The sequence below is a fragment of the Methylocystis heyeri genome (assembly GCF_004802635.2).
GTDB lineage: Bacteria > Pseudomonadota > Alphaproteobacteria > Rhizobiales > Beijerinckiaceae > Methylocystis > Methylocystis heyeri.
The window spans coordinates 1932466-1948993 of record NZ_CP046052.1 but is presented as its reverse complement, the minus strand read 5'-3'; the positions used below and the strand labels follow the sequence as shown (position 1 = coordinate 1948993).

General features: G+C 63.3%; 13 protein-coding genes. 8 read left to right on the top strand and 5 right to left on the bottom strand.

Going from position 1 to position 16528, the window contains the following annotated elements; all coding sequences use genetic code 11:
• Window positions 1-52 precede the first annotated feature (52 nt).
• The gene (locus H2LOC_RS21995) at window positions 53-448 is read right to left on the bottom strand and encodes a zinc-finger domain-containing protein (protein WP_136496068.1); all 396 of its coding nucleotides are present in this window, start codon (window positions 446-448) and stop codon (window positions 53-55) included.
• Window positions 449-601: 153 nt separating this feature from the next.
• On the bottom strand, window positions 602-964 hold the full coding sequence (locus H2LOC_RS08810; RefSeq protein WP_136497042.1) for a hypothetical protein: 363 nt from the start codon (window positions 962-964) through the stop codon (window positions 602-604).
• Between the two features lie 385 nt (window positions 965-1349).
• On the opposite strand from H2LOC_RS08810, the gene H2LOC_RS08805 reads away from it, so the two are divergent.
• The 4 genes from H2LOC_RS08805 to H2LOC_RS08790 all read left to right on the top strand — a co-directional run bounded on the left by H2LOC_RS08805 (window position 1350) and on the right by H2LOC_RS08790 (window position 5422).
• Window positions 1350-2123: an outer membrane protein gene (locus tag H2LOC_RS08805; protein WP_136496067.1), complete on the top strand. Its 774-nt coding sequence runs from the start codon at window positions 1350-1352 to the stop codon at window positions 2121-2123.
• Between the two features lie 318 nt (window positions 2124-2441).
• Window positions 2442-3287, top strand: coding sequence for an outer membrane protein (locus H2LOC_RS08800; RefSeq protein WP_136496066.1), 846 nt, complete (start codon window positions 2442-2444; stop codon window positions 3285-3287).
• Window positions 3288-3622: 335 nt separating this feature from the next.
• Complete coding sequence (locus H2LOC_RS08795; RefSeq protein ID WP_136496065.1) at window positions 3623-4462, top strand: outer membrane protein; 840 nt, start codon at window positions 3623-3625, stop codon at window positions 4460-4462.
• 744 nt (window positions 4463-5206) lie between these two features.
• Window positions 5207-5422, top strand: coding sequence for a hypothetical protein (locus H2LOC_RS08790; RefSeq protein ID WP_136496064.1), 216 nt, complete (start codon window positions 5207-5209; stop codon window positions 5420-5422).
• Window positions 5423-5427: 5 nt separating this feature from the next.
• Here H2LOC_RS08790 and H2LOC_RS08785 read toward each other — a convergent pair whose 3' ends face one another.
• From H2LOC_RS08785 to H2LOC_RS08775, 3 genes are all read right to left on the bottom strand, one after another.
• On the bottom strand, window positions 5428-5625 hold the full coding sequence (locus tag H2LOC_RS08785) for a hypothetical protein (protein WP_154331603.1): 198 nt from the start codon (window positions 5623-5625) through the stop codon (window positions 5428-5430).
• Window positions 5626-5837: 212 nt separating this feature from the next.
• Complete coding sequence (locus H2LOC_RS08780) at window positions 5838-8018, bottom strand: xanthine dehydrogenase family protein molybdopterin-binding subunit (protein WP_136496062.1); 2181 nt, start codon at window positions 8016-8018, stop codon at window positions 5838-5840.
• An 11-nt stretch (window positions 8019-8029) separates the two neighbouring features.
• Window positions 8030-8479, bottom strand: coding sequence for a (2Fe-2S)-binding protein (locus H2LOC_RS08775; protein WP_136496061.1), 450 nt, complete (start codon window positions 8477-8479; stop codon window positions 8030-8032).
• A gap of 267 nt (window positions 8480-8746) precedes the next feature.
• On the opposite strand from H2LOC_RS08775, the gene H2LOC_RS08770 reads away from it, so the two are divergent.
• From H2LOC_RS08770 to H2LOC_RS08755, 4 genes are all read left to right on the top strand, one after another.
• The gene (locus H2LOC_RS08770; protein WP_136496060.1) at window positions 8747-10117 is read left to right on the top strand and encodes a S53 family peptidase; all 1371 of its coding nucleotides are present in this window, start codon (window positions 8747-8749) and stop codon (window positions 10115-10117) included.
• A 101-nt stretch (window positions 10118-10218) separates the two neighbouring features.
• Complete coding sequence (locus H2LOC_RS08765) at window positions 10219-12054, top strand: alpha/beta hydrolase (RefSeq protein WP_162009734.1); 1836 nt, start codon at window positions 10219-10221, stop codon at window positions 12052-12054.
• Window positions 12055-12343: 289 nt separating this feature from the next.
• A complete protein-coding gene (locus tag H2LOC_RS08760; RefSeq protein ID WP_136496058.1) occupies window positions 12344-13798 on the top strand; it encodes a sensor histidine kinase in 1455 nt (484 codons plus the stop codon).
• A 143-nt stretch (window positions 13799-13941) separates the two neighbouring features.
• On the top strand, window positions 13942-16440 hold the full coding sequence (locus tag H2LOC_RS08755) for a hybrid sensor histidine kinase/response regulator (RefSeq protein ID WP_136496057.1): 2499 nt from the start codon (window positions 13942-13944) through the stop codon (window positions 16438-16440).
• Window positions 16441-16528 lie beyond the last annotated feature (88 nt).

Sequence of the window (16528 nt, the reverse complement as noted above, 5' to 3'; positions counted from 1 at the left end):
AGCCAGGCCCGGCCGAGACCCGCAACGCGGCGTAATCAGAGCGCGCGAGGCCTTAAACGGCTCGTTTTCCAGCGGGGCGCGATTCCAGTCGGGGCGTCCGGGAAGCGTGGGTTTGCATGGCGGCGTCAGGTGACCGCGGCGCCCCGGGCGGGCAGGGGAGATAACCTTCGCCGATTTCGACGTCCGGCGCCGGGCCGGAAAAATCGGTCTCCGGCTCCAATTTATATTCGCACTCGGGCGGGTCGCAGGGCGCGGATAGCGCGCCGTCGCAAGCGAAAACGGTCGAGCAATAGGGACAGACGGACTCGTCTTCCGTTCCCATGTCGACGAAGATGTGCGGATGGTCGAAGGGCGGCAGATCGACGACGCACATGAATTTCTTGACGCCGACCTTGATGCGGCGCAGGCCGGGCGTGTTGTGGAAGTGCGGTTTTGCTCTTGGTTCCATGAGCGGCGTCCGGGCCCGCCGAAAGGGGCTTTTCCCCTGTCTCAACGCCGCCGTGGCTTGGCGCGTTCCGGGCGGTCGAGAATCCTTCCGGAGTCCCGACCGGTTAAAGTTGCAGGACGACCCGAGGCAAGCCGGCGCCGGGGGCCAAGCAATTCACTTCGCCGGAGGCGTGCAGGCTACCGAAGTCTCGTTATAGACGAAGCAGATCGACATCGTTCCGGTGCGCATATCGACTCGGAACACTCCGCCTTCGCCGGTGTGACGCGAGGATACGAGCGCATATTCCCCCGGCGCCCCCGCCTTGGCGCCTTCGCCCGGCGGATAGCACAGGGTCACGCCGATGGTCTGGCCTTCCTTGAGGCCATATTGGCAAGCTCCGACCTCTCCCGTGGTCTTATCCAGTCGGAACACGCGGTTGAGATCCGTCTGCGGCGCCGCGAGGAACTCGTAATTCCCCGCGCGCGCCACGTTATTGGGTAGGGCGAGGACGAGGATCAGCGCCAAGGTCGACGGCATTCTCCCGGCGGCGAGGCGAAACGGATTCTGGATTGGCATTGGGCCCGCTCCTTACGAACGAATCAAGCGCGGGCTATTTTATACGCCATTACGGCGAGGGCAGGAGCGTCTGGGGCGATGCGCCGGGGTTGGCCGCGAAGACGCTCGGCACACGTTGATTTGTTTGTGTAATGCATTTTATATGCGTATTTATACGTATTGCTATACGTATTACTACCGATGTTGCGAATTTAGCACGGACGCCTGCAAAAGATATCGTAGCACAGCAAACTGTGACTTGGTATACATCAGCGCTATTGCGCATGGAAAGCTAATGAATAACCTTTGTGCATCGTTCGAAACGCTCCGGTTTGCGGGCGATTATACCTGTTACGAGGGAATTAACATGAAAAAGACGCTGTTAGGAGCAACGGTCGTCGCGCTGGCCCTAGCCGCCGCGCCGGCGCTCGCCGCCGACTTGCCCTTGCGCAAGGAGGCGCCGGCCTACGCCCCGCCACCCCCGGTGCTGACCTGGAACGGTTTCTACGCCGGCGTGAACATCGGCGGGGGGTGGAGCGCCAACAACAACAACAATAATTGGGGTTGGGCCAACAACAATACGGCGAGCGGCGTCGTGGGCGGCGGGCAGGTCGGCTACAACTTTCAGTGGAACTCATTCCTGCTCGGCGTCGAGACCGACTTCCAGGGCACGAGCATCAGCCGCGACAACAACAATGCGGCTCTGTTCCTCTTCGGCTCGGCGTCGCCTTTCGGCAGCCCGTTCATCCCGGGCGCGTCCTTCGGGGCCGGCGCAGGCTTCCTGCCGAGTTCCGAGTCGCTGCCCTGGTTCGGCACGGTGCGCGGCCGTCTCGGCTATCTCGTCACCCCGACCCTGCTGATCTACGGCACAGGCGGTTTCGCTTATGGCGAAGTGAACGCGGGCTGGATCAGCAATACGCGTACCGGTTGGTCCGCGGGCGGCGGCGTCGAATGGATGTTCATGCCAAACTGGTCGGCCAAGATCGAATATCTCTACACCGACCTCAGTTCGGGCGGGACCACCGGCGGCTGGGGCTGGAACTACGGCTACCATATCCACCCGCAGTTCAACACCGTTCGGCTGGGCGTCAACTGGCATTTCAATTTCGGCGGGAACCAACCCGTGCTGGCCAAGTTCTGAGTCGGGTCGAGGGCGGAAAGGGGACAGTCCGTCCGAACCCGAACAGAGGGGAGCCCGGCTTTGCGGCCGGGCTTTCTCTGTGATTTTAAATGCACAACGTTTGGGATTGTAAAGCCGACGCAGGCTTTGTCACGATTTTGTCTAATTTTTTCAACTGTGGCAAATAAGTCACGCGCTGGCCGAAAAGTCCCTAAATCACGAGAAACGGCTTAATAAACCCGCGCTCCGCCTTGCATCGGGGCGGTCCGCGCATATTCTCCCGCTATCGTTCGAAACGCTCCGTTGCGTGCGATGATGAACATATTGAAGGGGGTTATCATGAAGAAGTCGGTCCTGTTGGCGGCCGCGGGCGCTCTGGCGCTTTCCGCCGCCGGCGCTTTCGCTGCGGATTTGCCGTCCCGCAAGGCCGCTCCGGTTTACGTTCCGCCGCCGCCGCCGCCGCCGCTCTGGACGGGTTTCTACGGCGGTCTGAACATTGGCGGCGGTTGGAGCGCCGGTGGCGGCAACAACAGCTATCTGCCCTATTCCGATCCGGGCTACGGCCTCGGCTCGGTGGTCGCGGGCACCCCGAACCTGTTCTTCCTCCCGGGCGGCGGCACGACCGGCCGTAACACCGGCGGCGTGATCGGCGGCGGCCAGGTCGGCTACAACTATCAGTTCGGCCAGTTCCTGGCCGGCGTCGAAGCCGACATCCAGGGCACCAGCATCACCGGCGGCAACCAGGGCAACTACGCGGGCGTCTATAACAGCCCCTACGCTGGCCTGAGGGGCTCCGCTGGCGTCCTCACGCCTCTCGTCACCGGCAACGGCGGCAACGTCGGCCTGCCGTGGTTCGGCACCGTGCGTGGCCGCGTCGGCTACCTCGTCACCCCGACCCTGCTGCTCTACGGCACGGGCGGCTTCGCCTATGGCGGCGTTCAGGTGTTCAACCAGAGCAACACCCGCACCGGCTGGACCGCCGGCGGCGGCGCGGAATGGCTGTTCCTGCCGAACTGGTCGGCCAAGATCGAGTATCTCTACACCGATCTGTCGGCTGGCGGCGTTCAGGGCGGCTGGGGCTGGAACTACGGCTACAACAATCATCCGCAGTTCAACACGGTCCGCCTCGGCGTGAACTACCACTTCAATGCGGCTGCGCCGGCTCCGGTCCTCGCCAAATACTGAGAAAAGCCTCATGGCGGCGTTTCGCCGCCCGGGTTTGACAGGACCCGGCCGCGTCGTGCGGCCGGGTTTTTTGCGCCGGCCGTGTTGGATGCTCCGAGATGCATAGCGGTAGGATCAAGCGCTCGAAGCGCCGTTTTATCCAGGCGGCTCCCCGGATGTCGCGGTCGCCTATGTGGTAAAAATGCAACATAGGTCAAGAAAATGCTCTGTGATTAGCGCTAATTGTTTTTATCTCCTCGCCTTCTTAACCAAATGGTCGCCTTTCCGGAAATAAGTTGGCGCATCGTTCGAGACGCTCCGTTGCGGGCGATGAGTTGAGTTGAAGGGGGTTTGTGATGAAAAAGCTTCTCCTGGCGACAGCGGGAGCTCTGGCGCTCTCCGCCAGCGCCTTCGCTGCGGATCTGCCGTCCCGCAAAGCCGCTCCGGTTTACGTTCCGCCGCCGCCGCCGCCGCCGCTCTGGACCGGCTTCTACGCCGGTCTGAACATCGGCGGAGGCTGGGGCGCCGGCGGTGGCAACAACAGCTATCTGCCTTATTCCGATCCGGGCTACGGCCTCGGCTCGGTGGTCGCGGGCACCCCGAACCTGTTCTTCCTCCCGGGCGGCGGCACGACCGGCCGCAACACCGGCGGCGTGATCGGCGGCGGCCAGGTCGGCTACAACTATCAGTTCGGCCAGTTCCTGGCCGGCGTCGAAGCCGACATCCAGGGCACCAGCATCACCGGCGGCAACCAGGGCAACTACGCGGGCGTCTATAACAGCCCCTACGCTGGCCTGAGGGGCTCCGCTGGCGTCCTCACGCCTCTCGTCACCGGCAACGGCGGCAACATCGGCCTGCCGTGGTTCGGCACCGTGCGTGGCCGCGTCGGCTACCTCGTCACCCCGACCCTGCTGCTCTACGGCACGGGCGGCTTCGCCTATGGCGGCGTTCAGGTGTTCAACCAGAGCAACACCCGCACCGGCTGGACCGCCGGCGGCGGCGCGGAATGGCTGTTCCTGCCGAACTGGTCGGCCAAGATCGAGTATCTCTACACCGATCTGTCGGCTGGCGGCGTTCAGGGCGGCTGGGGCTGGAACTACGGCTACAACCGTCATCCGCAGTTCAACACGGTCCGCCTCGGCGTGAACTACCACTTCAATGTGGGCGCTCCGGCTCCGGTTCTCGCCAAATACTGAGTTGAATCGGCGTCGCTGCGCGCCGCCATCCCGGACGACCAAGCCCGGCTGCTACGTGCGGCCGGGTTTTTTATTCCCTGCAATGGCGCCGACAGGACCGAGCGCTTCATGCTTGCGCGCTCTTTTACGCCAGTGAGCGTCGCCATGGGGTGTCGCCGAGGGAGTTGCAAGTAAAAGCTGGATCATGGTCGCCTGTCACGGCAATCACGTCTTGAATGCATATGTATAAATACCTAAGATAGTTTCTGTACAAGTACTAAGTTGCCTTTATGTTGGCGATGTAATATTATATGTCTACTGATGGCGGATATTTTCTGGACTTTGGAAATAGAGTTGGAAGGGCCTGTCTGGCTCTTCTTGTAGGTTGGATCGGGCGCTCTGGCGCGGTCTGATCGTTTCGAGCGAAATCGGCGTCTTAGAGCATGTTCCCAAAAAGTGCGAAGCGGTTTTTGGAAAAGAACATGCTCCGTCAATGAGATTTGGAGTGCGTTCGACCGCGTTTAAACCGAACGCGCTCTAATGTTTGGTCGGGCGGTAGAGCGGCGCCCCCGGTTTTCCCGCCGTTCGAGCTTCGATCAAGGAAAGCCCGGCTGGGCCCCTGGCCGGGCTTTCTCATGGGTGCGCCGACGCGCAATCGCATCAGATGACCGAACGCGCGCATTTTTCTCAGTATTGGGGAACGCGCCTCGTCTAGATTCCGTCTTGGGGCTTGACGCGAGCCCGTGCCGGCCCATCCTCAGGACGGTGAGCAATCGCGCGAAAACCATATTCGAACAGTTCGTCGCCGAGCGCCTCCGGCGGGCGGAGCCGCTCGATCCGCCATCTGAAAGACTGCTCGCGGATCTTATGGATAAATGTCTCGCCGACGACATTCCCTTCGCCGAGATCGTGGAGGAGGTCGGCGACGTCGAACAGGCTATCGCCGAGGCGCTGAAGGCCGGCAGGCAGGAGATCAGATAAGGGGCTCAGATACCCAGTTTGTGCAGCTCTCGCAGCAGGCGCATGGAGTCGTCCACGAGCTCGCGGCTCTTACGAATGGTTTCGCGGTTTTCCCGTCGCTGCGATGAAATTGTCAGAGCTATCTCGCGCCTCAAAACGCGGGCCGCCTCCAGGCTGTCCTTCAGTTCGGCCCGGGCCTGTCGAATATTTGGATAAAAACCCATCTTCCTGTTCCAGAAGCTCGCGGCGGCGCCCGACAACGGATCGGAGCGGCTCGTTCAACCCAGTGAACGGGTTTGCTTATCAAGCAGATCCGCAAGTTATACGGGTATTCCTCGGCCATGCAAGCTGCGCCCGCCCGAACGCGCATTCATCGGGCGGCGATGTGGGCGAGTTGTGCGGTCGGATCTCGCCACGATTATGTAGCTCAAGGAAGCTACGCCATCGCTATGCCGGCGTTCTTCAAAGGCGCCGAGCGGATGCGCTTGCCCGTGGCGGCGAAATAGGCGTTCAGCACGGCCGGGGCCGCGACGCAGATGGTCGGCTCGCCGACGCCGCCCCAAAAGCCTCCGCTCGGCATGACGATGGTCTCGACCTGCGGCATTTCACGGATGCGCATCGAGGGATAATCGTCGAAATTGCGCTCGACCGCGCGCCCGTCCTTGATGGTTATGCCGCCATAGAACAGCCCCGAGAGGCCATAGACGAAAGAACCCGCGACCTGGCGCTCGATCTGCGCCGGATTGACGGCATAGCCCGGATCTGTCGCCGCGACGATGCGGCGGACCTTGACCGCGCCGTCGTCGCTCAGCGAAATTTCCGCGGCGCCGGCGACATAGCTGCCATAGCCCATGGCGACCGCTATCCCGCGATAGACGCCTTTCGGCGCCGGCCTCTCCCAGCCGATGCGCTCGGCCACGGCGTTCAAGACGGCGAGATGCTTCGGGCTCTTGCCCAGGAATTTGCGGCGGAACGCCACCGGGTCCTCTCCGACCTCATGGGCGAGTTCGTCCATGAAACATTCGAGGTAGATGACGTTTTGGTTGACGTTGACCCCGCGCCACCATCCTGGCGGCGTGGAAGGGTTGCGCATCGAGTGGTCGGCCAGAAAATTCGGGAAATCATAACCCAGCGCCGCGTCGCCGCTCGGCGCGAAGCCCTGGAATACGGCTGGATCGAGGCCGTTTTTCACTATTTCCGGCCGCACCACGGAGAAGATCGATTGGCCCGAGATGCGCAGGCGAAGGCCGGTCAGGTTTTTCTTGTCATCGAAGGAGGCGGTCAGCTTGCACTGGGTCACGGGATGGTATTTGCCGTGCGCCATGTCCTCTTCCCGCGACCATAGAAGCTTGATCGGCGCGCCGGGCATTTGCTTGGCGATCAGCACCGCCTGCTCGACATAATCGGTGAAGCCCCGGCGGCCGAAGCCGCCGCCCAGCATCAGCTTATGGACCTCGCATTTTTCCGCGGGCAGGCCCGAGGCGGACATTACGGCGGTGAACGCCGCCTCGCCGTTCTGGGTTCCGGTCCAGACCTCGCATTTCTCGTCCGTGTAGAGCGCGGTGGCGTTCAGCGGCTCCATAGCCGCATGATTCTGGTGCGGATAGGCGTAGACGGCTTCATAGGTCTTTGCGGCCTTGGCCAGCGCTCCCCGGGCGTCGCCTACGCTATTGCCGACGACGGCGGGCTGCGCGTAGTCCAACCCTTCTTTCAGCCAGGCGGCGACGCTCTCGCTGCTCGATCTGGCGTTGGGGCCTTCATCCCATTCGATCGGCAAGGCGTCGAGGGCGGTTTTGGCGCGCCACCAGCTGTCGGCGATGACGGCGACGGCGGTTTCCCCAACCCTCATGACCTTTTTCACGCCTTTGAAGCCGGCGATCTTGCTCTCGTCGAAGCTCTTGAGCCTGCCCCCGAAAACCGGGCAGTCCTTTATTGCGGCGTGGAGCATTCCCGGCAGCGAAAAATCTATGCCGTAGATCATTTTCCCGGTGGTCTTGTCGGCGGTGTCGAGCCGCTTCAAGCCCTTGCCGGCGATGGTCCATTTGCTCGGGTCCTTGAGGCTTACGCCGCTGGGGACGGGGATTTTCGCGGCGGCGTCCGCAACCTTGCCGTAGGTCGTGGAGCGCCCGGAGGCTTTATGCGCGATGACGCCATTGGAGACCGAGCATTCGTCGGCCGAAACTTTCCATTCCTGCGCGGCGGCCTCGATCAACATGGCCCGGGCGGCGGCGGCGCCCTTGCGCACATAATCCTGGGAGGCGCGAATGCCGCGGCTGCCGCCTGTCATGAACTCGCCCCAGGGGCGTCCCCGCGCCGCGCTTTCGCCGGGGGTCGGATATTCCGTCGTCACTTTCGACCAATCGCAGTCGAGCTCCTCGGCCACGAGCTGAGCGAGGCCGGTGAGCGTGCCTTGTCCCATCTCGGAGCGGACGACGCGCACCGCCACGGTCTCGTCGGGCTTGATGGCCACCCATGCGTTGACCTCGGGCGAGGTTGCGGCGTGCGCCGGGCTGAAAGGCAGACGAAGTCCGAGCGCCAGTCCGCCGCCGGCTGCGGCGGCGCCGATGATGAAAGAGCGCCGGTCGGGCGCAGGAACGAAGGAGCGTCGCTCAGTCATGGCTTTGGCCTTCAAGCTTTAGCGGCGGCGTGGATCGCCGCGCGGACCTGCTGGAACGTGCCGCAGCGGCAGATGTTGGTGATGGCGGCGTCGATGTCCGCGTCGGTCGGTTGCGGCTTTTCTTTCAGTAGCGCAACGACGGCCATGATCATGCCGCTTTGGCAGTAGCCGCATTGCGGGACGTCGTGCTCGATCCAGGCCTTTTGCACCCTGTGCAGCACGCCGCCTTCCGCGAGCCCCTCGATGGTCGCGATCTTTTTGCCCACGGCCTCGGAGAGCGGAACCGAGCAAGAGCGCACGGCTTCGCCGTCGATATGCACGGTGCAGGCGCCGCATTGCGCTATGCCGCAGCCGTATTTGGTTCCCGTCAGCCCGAGATTCTCGCGCAGAACCCACAAAAGCGGGGTGTCGTCTTCGGCCTCGACCTCGCGGGTCTGTCCGTTGACGGAAATGGTGGGCATGGTTTTTCTCCGCGCAGGATTTCTGGCGATTCTAGGCGCTCGAGGCCTCCGCGGCAACTCGCGACGGGCATATTCCTGAGGTGGCGGCGCAAGCTTTTGTTAAGCCGGATGCGGCTTCAGCGGGGCGTGGGATTGCGCGATCCCCGGCTAACAGCGTAGAATCTGCCGGTTGAGAAACCGCGCCGATCCGCGCGATTTCGTCACTGCTCGGCTTGCGTTGGAGACGTTTGCCGGCAAGCAATAATGACCCATTCGGGAGGTGTTTTGATGCTTGGTAAGATAAAGCTATTTTGCGGAACCTGTGCTGCGGCGATGATCGCGGCGTCGGGTCCGACGTTGGCCGAAACCGCGGCCGTAAGCGCGCCGTATTTGTCCGCGCCGCAGGCCGCGGCGCCCAAGTTCTTGAGCCCGCTCTCGAATACCCCCAAGCCTGGCCATTTTAGCACCCATTTGCGCGTCTCGGCGCAGGCAAATGTTCAGCCGGCCTCCGCTTCGGGCCCGCCCTATCCGAACTATCTGATCGAGACGCCGGCCTCGCTCGCCTGCATCTACCGGCTCGTCACCGTGGCCTCGGGTTGCAATCCCAATGTCGTGACCACCGTGACGACGGGCGGCTCGAAAGCGATCGCTCTCGTCGACGCCTTCGATTATCCCCAGGCCGCGAGCGACCTCAATAAATATATCGCTCAGTTCGGCCTTGCGGCGGCAGACTTCACCGTGATCTACGGCACCGGCAACCCCGCCAGCGGCTGCGCGAACGGGTCGAAGCCGGCGACGGACACGACCGGCTGGAGCGTCGAGGCCGCGCTCGATATCCAGATGGCCCATGCGATGGCGCCAAGCGCCAAGATCTACCTCGTCGAGGCCGCTTCCTCCTCTTTCGCAGATCTCAACAACGCCGTGGCCGTGGCGGCGAAATGCGTCCAGGCGGCCGGCGGCGGCGAGATTTCGATGAGCTATGGCGCGTTCGAATTCTCCGGCGAGAACACCTATGACTCGCTCTACACCGCCGCGAACGTGGCCTATTTCGCCTCTTCGGGCGATAGCCCCGGCGTCGAATATCCTTCCGCCTCGCCGAACGTCTTCGGCGTCGGCGGCACTTCGATCATCCGGGACCAGACCACCGGCGCTTTCGAAAGCGAAATCGCCTGGCACGATCCCTACGCTGTCTATGGCGCGAACATGCGCGACGGCACCGGCGGCGGGATCAGCGCCTATGAACCGAGGCCGAGCTATCAGGACGGCATCGCGGCGGTTGTGGGCTCAGGCCGCGGCGTGCCCGATCTCGCCGCCATCGCCGACCCGTATCTTGACGGGGTGTGGATTTACAATACGTCCCTCGTGGGCGGCTGGACCTCTGTCGGCGGCACCAGCGTGGCGAGCCCGCTGGTGGCGGGTATCGTCAATCGCGCCAGTTTCTTCTGGAGCAGCAGCCTCGCAGGCCTGACCAATATCTACAATCTCGCCTCGCAGAACACGCTGAACAAATATGTCACCGACGTCAACAGCGGCATCTGCGGTCCGACGAAGAACTTCAACGGCTTCGGCAGCGGCTACGATCCGGCCTGGATCGAAGCCAAAACCGGCATCTCCTGGGATCCTTGCACCGGCTGGGGCAGCCCCCACGGCAATCACTAAATTGAAAAGCGCCGCCGCCTGACCCCGGCGGCGTTTTTTTCGGAACCATCATGTCGCCGCGGAGTTTACGCTTCGCGGCGCTTTTTTATGGATGCTTTGCGATGAACAAGATTGCCGAAGGAACCGAGAAAGCAGACGACGCCAAGACGCCCGACTTTCGCATTTATGCTCGGGAGATCGGGGCCGAAGACGTCTCTTTCTATTTCATCGAGAGTTCCGCACCCCAGAATGTCGAAGAACGAGCCGCGAGGGAGGGGCCGGCGCCGCGGGGCTTCGAGCTTCGCCCCACCGACGAATCCGTGGCGGAAATCGCGCGCAAGCTGCTGTCCGATCCCGACCCCGGCGCCGAGACCAATCTCGTCGTGATGGTGCATGGCTTCAATAATTCCCGCGATGAAGCGCTCGATTTCTTCGGCGCGGCGCTGAAGGCCGTCGAAGAAGACGACGAGATCATGAAAAGCGGCCGCAAGATCGTTTGCGTCGGCTATCGCTGGCCCTCGGAAAAAATGATCGCGAGCGTCATCGCCAGCAGCTTCGAAGCCATGCCCCTGTTCGTCCGCGGCCTGCTCGTCTTCGCTACGGTCGTCCTGCTAGCGCATATAGCCGGCGCGCTCTTTCTGCTGCCGAATTTCCTGACTGCGTTTGCTCTGGCTTTGATCGGCGTGATCGTGACGCTCATAGCGCTGCGGGCGATCGTCTACTTCCGGGATGTTTACCGCGCGACCAACTATGCGGTTCCTGATCTTGTCGAGATCATTCGCCAGATCGACGCCGAAGCGACCAAACTCGTGGATGGGGAGGACGAAGAGAAGAGAGCCAGGCGCAAGCGCGTCGCTCTCTCCTTCATCGGCCACAGCATGGGCGGCTTCGTCGTCACCAGCGCGATACGCGTGCTTTCGGATGTATTCGACCCCGAAGTCATAACCACCACCCTTTCAGGGGCTCCGCGCGTCGGCGGGGCGGCGACCGGCCGCCGGGAGGCCGAGCCGACGGTATCGGGAAAGATCGGCAATGTTTTCACGCTGATGCGCTTTGTTCTCGCGTCGCCCGACATTCCGGGTGAAACCTTGTTGGCCGACCGCGCCAATTTCCTTTCTTCCTCGCTGCATCGTTTCCGCGAGGCCTATCTGTTCAGCAACGAAGGCGATGAAGTGCTGCGCATGATTTCCACCGCGGCGAATTACTTTTCCTTTCCGACCAAAAAGCGCACTTTCGGATATCGTCTGGGCAATGCCGAAATTTTATCGGAGGAATTCGGCCCGTTGGAACGCGGACCCCTCTTGGACCGCCTGCGTGTCGGAGATGAAACGCTGGCCTGGCTTGCGGGCCAGACGCGGCGCCGGAGCCGCGCCAATATGCGCAGAGGGTTCGATCCCGCCGAGGTCGCCGAAGCCTTCACCTATTTCGACTGCACCGATTATGTCGAGGGGACTCCGCCCAAAGGGCTTCTCACCACGGCGTTGAATTGCAAGGCCGGCGACGCCAGAGCGCGCATTTCATACCTCCAGCACATCTGGCTGCTGTTTCTGTGGTCTCCGCTGGCGCCGCCTTTCCTGCGCGTGGATGTGCATGGGGGCTATTTCAGAGGCGCGCTGACCCAGCAGCTGATCTATCGTCTGGCGTGCCTCGGCTACGACGAGGCCAGCCGCCGCCTGTTTGACGGAAGCGAAATGATGGAGCGTTGCAAGCAGCAGCAGATCAGGGTCCTGCTGTCGAAGCGGATGAAGCGCGCGCGCGAAGAAATGGATACGCCCGAGATCGGGCGCGAACTTCGTCGTAAGCTCGAGAAGCTGGAACTCGAGAAGACGGCGCTCGCGCAGGAAAACGCGAGGCTCCAAAGCATCGTGCTGAAACTGCCGACGCCATCGCCGGCCGTCGAGCTGCGTGAGGGCTCCGTGAATATCGGAGGCGTCGAGATTCCCCGGCGTAAAGACTGAAAGCAGTCCCGCAGGCGCAGCTCAAACGACTGCGGCTCCCGCAAGAACGATCGCGCGGCGGCCGCATATCCTCGTCGCTCGCCGCTTTTACCGAAGTTTCGGTTAACGCGGGTTGCGCCGCAGTCCACGATGCGCGACAATTACTACAGGGGGCGTGGCCTGCCTTTTTCTTCGCGCGGCGGAGAAGAGCGTAGGCGGACGCAAAGGCAACCGCTCTAATGCTCGCCCGATCAGCATCTCGCATTGCGCAGCGGCCTTCGCCCGGCGATCCGAACGAGGAAAACGGCGCATGAGAAGGCTTTCCCTGCTTATCGCGGGCGTGGCCGGTCTTGGGCTGCTCGTGGGCGTGGTGGTCTTGAGCGGCTTGCGCAGTTCTGCGGAAAGCGCGGAGGCCGATCGTTGGCGCGACCATACGCAAACGGTGTTGCTCGAGGCGCACAAGCTTCTCTCGCTTCTGCAGGACGCCGAGAGCAGTCAGCGGGGCTTTCTGCTCACTGAAAAACCCGAATTCCTGAAGCCTTTCGAGTCCGGCCGAAAGTCGATGGACGAGAGCCTGGCCCGGCTCGCCGAGCTTTCTACGGGAGACGATCTCGAACAATCGGGCGTCGCAGAATTGAACCGGCTCGCGGCGCAAAAAATGTCGGAGATGCAGATTACCGTCGCGTCGATGCGCAGCGGCCGCCGCGCCGATGCGATCGCCCGGGTCGAATCCGGCATAGGCAGGTCGCTGATGGACCAGCTGCGCGAAACGGTCCTGGCGTTCGACGCCGAGCAGACTCGTCGGCTGGACAGCCGCCGCGCTACGGCTGCGGAGGCCTCATGGCGGGAGACCTTGCACTTCTACGCGCTTTCCGCCTTGGGCCTGCTCGCGCTCATCGGCGCCGGCGCCGGCGCGATAGCTGCGGCCCGGACGGAGGCCCGGGCGGCGCTCGAAAAGGAGGCGATGCACAGGCAGGCTCTCACGCGGCTCGCCCATGCGCAACGCCTCGAAGCGCTGGGTCAGCTCGCTGGCGGGGTGGCGCATGATTTCAACAATGTGCTGCAAGTCGTGCAGAGTTCGGCCCGGCTGATCGAGCGGGCGCCCGACGACGCCGCCAAAGCCCGTCATCTTGCGGCCACCATGTCGGAGGCGGCTGGAAGGGGGGCCAACATCACCCGGCGGCTGCTTTCTTTCGCGCGGCGCACGGAATTGCGCAGCGAGGCGGTCGACGCCGGCGCGCTTTTCTCCGCCCTGGGGGAGATACTCGCGCATACGATCGGCCCGGGCGTGGATGTCAGGATGGAGGTCAATGCGCCTTTGCCCCGCCTTCTCGCGGACAGGCAGCAGCTCGAAACAGTGTTGATAAATCTTGCGACCAATGCGCGCGACGCGATGGAAGGACAGGGAACGCTCACCATCTTCGCCATGCGCGAGACGGTCGAGGAGGACGATGAATTCTTTCGGGGCTGGCTGCAGGCGGGCGCCTATGTTCGAATTTCGGTTTCGGACACCGGCAGGGGAATGAATCCCGAGGTGTTGGCCAGAGCCTGCGAGCCCTTCTTCACCACCAAGCCGGAAGGCGAGGGCACGGGCCTCGGCCTCGCCATCGCCCGGGGCTTTGCCGCCCAATCCGGCGGAGCGCTGAAGATAGACACGATGGATGGCGCGGGAGCGACGGTTCATCTGTGGTTGCCATGCGCGCGAAGCCTGCGCGAGGGACCGGCCCCCGCGCCCGGCGGGCTCGCGCAGGCGACGGAGAGATGAGCCGGCGATGGAGGCGCAGACCTGTCGGATTTTCAAAGAACCGCAGCGACGGAACGATGCGGTTCGGGGCGTGGCCTCCTGCGCTTTAAAAATGAGCGCCTTAGGTTCCCTTCATACATTGCTGAAATTAAAGAAAATCGTGCTTGCATTGCAGTCTCACCAAGCCCATGATCCGCCGATTTTCCGCCCGGGATGGAGCGTCGGTGGCGATGCAGGCCGAGCCGGATAGTTTCATACGCGGTTTGTTGAACGCGCTCCCTGAGCACGCCGCCATCATAGACGATGCGGGCGTGATCGTGTGCGTCAATGAAGCGTGGCGCGAATTCGCACGCCGCAACGGGGCCGCCGGCCTTGCCGGCGAAGGCTCCGCTTATCTCGAGGTTTGTCGCAAGGCCAGTCTCAATGGCGATCGTTACGCCAGGCAGGCCCTCGATGGGCTGGAGAGCGTGCTGGCCGGCGCGACCGAGGCCTTCACCATGGCCTATCCCTGCCACAGCCCCGGAGAGGAGCGTTGGTTTACGCTTCATGCGACGCGGATAAACGCTGTTCCGGGTGGCGCGCTGCTCCGCCACGCGAATGTGACCCATCGCAAGCTCGCAGAAGACAAGTTGCGCGAGAGGGAGGCGCGGCAAGCTTTTCTTCTCGAGCTCACCGATGCTCTGCGCGGTCTCGATGAGCCCCAGGAAATCACTCAGACAGCGTGTGAAATGCTTGCGCGCCACATCGACGCCGACCGCGCGGCCTATGTCCAGATCTCGGGCGAGGAATTCATTTTCAGGGAGAGCCACGCCCGAGGCAGCGCCCAGATGCAGGGCCGCGGCCCGGTCGCCATATTCGGCCGCACGATGATCGAGGCGTGCCGCCGCGGGGAAATGGTATGGAGCGACGACTGCGACCTCGACCCGCGTTTTTCTGAGCCCGAACGCGAGGCCTTCAGACATTTCGGCGCGCGAGCCTTCATCGGCGCCACGCTGATCCGTAACGGCGAGTGGGTTGGAGCCTTCGGGGTCGACAGCGTCGCGCCGCGCAGATGGAGCGAGTCGGAGCGCGAACTCGTGGGCGAGGCCGCTGCGCGCATCTGGGCCGCCGCCGAACGCGCCAGGGCGGAACGGGCGCAGCGAGAGTCCGAAGAAAAATACCGCGCCCTGTTCGAGTCCATCGATGAAGGGTACTGCATTCTCGAAGCGATCGTCGGCGAGGCCGATCGCGTGCAGGATTTCCGTTTCCTGGAGGCCAACCCGGCCTATCTCCGCATCGTCGACGTTGCGGGCGTCTCCATCGTCGGACGGCGCGGCCGGGAGCTTTTCTCCATCGAGGATGAATGGCTCTGCGCCGTGGGCGAGGCCGCGCTTCGGCGCGAGCGGGTGCATCACGAGGGCGAGTCGAAGGCTCTGAACCGATGGCTCGATGCTTTTTTCATGCCCTTCGGCGCGCCCGGCTCCTCGCTCTGCGCCGTGCGCGTGTCGGATACGACCGAACGCCGCCGCGCCGAGCAGAAGCAGCGGGAATACGCCGAGATGTTGCTCGAAGCCGATCGCCGCAAGGACGAGTTTCTCGCGACGCTCGCTCATGAGCTGCGCAATCCGCTGGCCCCGATCCGCAACGCCGTCTATCTGCAGGAGAGATATCTCGCGGAAGGGAGCGGCGCTGCGCGCCTGCCGGGGCTCTTGGAGATTATGCGCCGGCAGACCGATCATCTGGTGCGGCTCGTCGACGATCTTCTGGAGATTTCGCGCATCAACCGCGGCGTCATCGAATTGCACAAGGAGCCTGTCGAACTCGCGGCTGTGTTGCGGCAGGCGGCGGAGACGAGCGCGCCTGCGATGGAGGCCGGGGGCCATGAGTTCGTTCTCGATCTGCCGGATGAACCCATCTGTTTTCTGGCCGATCCCGTTCGTCTCACGCAGGTGTTCGCCAATCTGATCGACAACGCCGCCAAATACACGCCCCCCGGGGGCGCCATTGCGCTCCGCGCCCGGCGTGAGGACGGCCAGGCGATCGTGAGCGTGAAGGACGACGGCGTCGGCATCAGCGCGGAGATGCTGCCCCGGGTGTTCGATCTTTTCGCCCGTGGGGACGGACCTAGGCATCGGACGCAGGGAGGGCTAGGCATCGGGCTCTCGCTTGTGCGCAGCCTCGCCGAGCAGCACGGCGGCGCGGTCGAGGCGCGGAGCGCCGGCGAGGGCGCCGGCGCCGAGTTCATCGTGAGGCTGCCCCTGATGCAGGCTTCGTCCGAGGCCCTTAAAGAGCCGCGCCCGGCGACCCCTGCACCTTTGGCCTCGCTGCGGGTCGTGGTCGCGGACGACAATCGCGACGCGGCCGACTCGCTCGGGCTCATGCTGAAGGAGTTCGGCGCGGTGGCGCGGGTCGTATATGACGGGCGCGCCGCGCTCGAGGCGGTGAAGGAGCTTTCGCCGGATCTGGTGATCCTGGATCTCGGTATGAAGGACATGGACGGCATTGAAACCGCGCGACGCATCCGGGCCTTGCCGCAAGGCAAGAAAGCGATGATCGCGGCCCTCACCGGCTGGGGCCAGGCCGAGCAGCGCCAGCGCACGCACGAGGCGGGATTCGACCGCCATCTCGTCAAACCGGCGGCGATCGACGACCTCGGTCAGCTCCTGCGCGAAGCCGCGGAGTGATGGGAAATCCGCTCGAATGTAGCGGCATTTCGTATTCGTTCGCCGCAAAAATCGATGCCGATCGGTGATTTTTGCGGCGGTCGCTGGT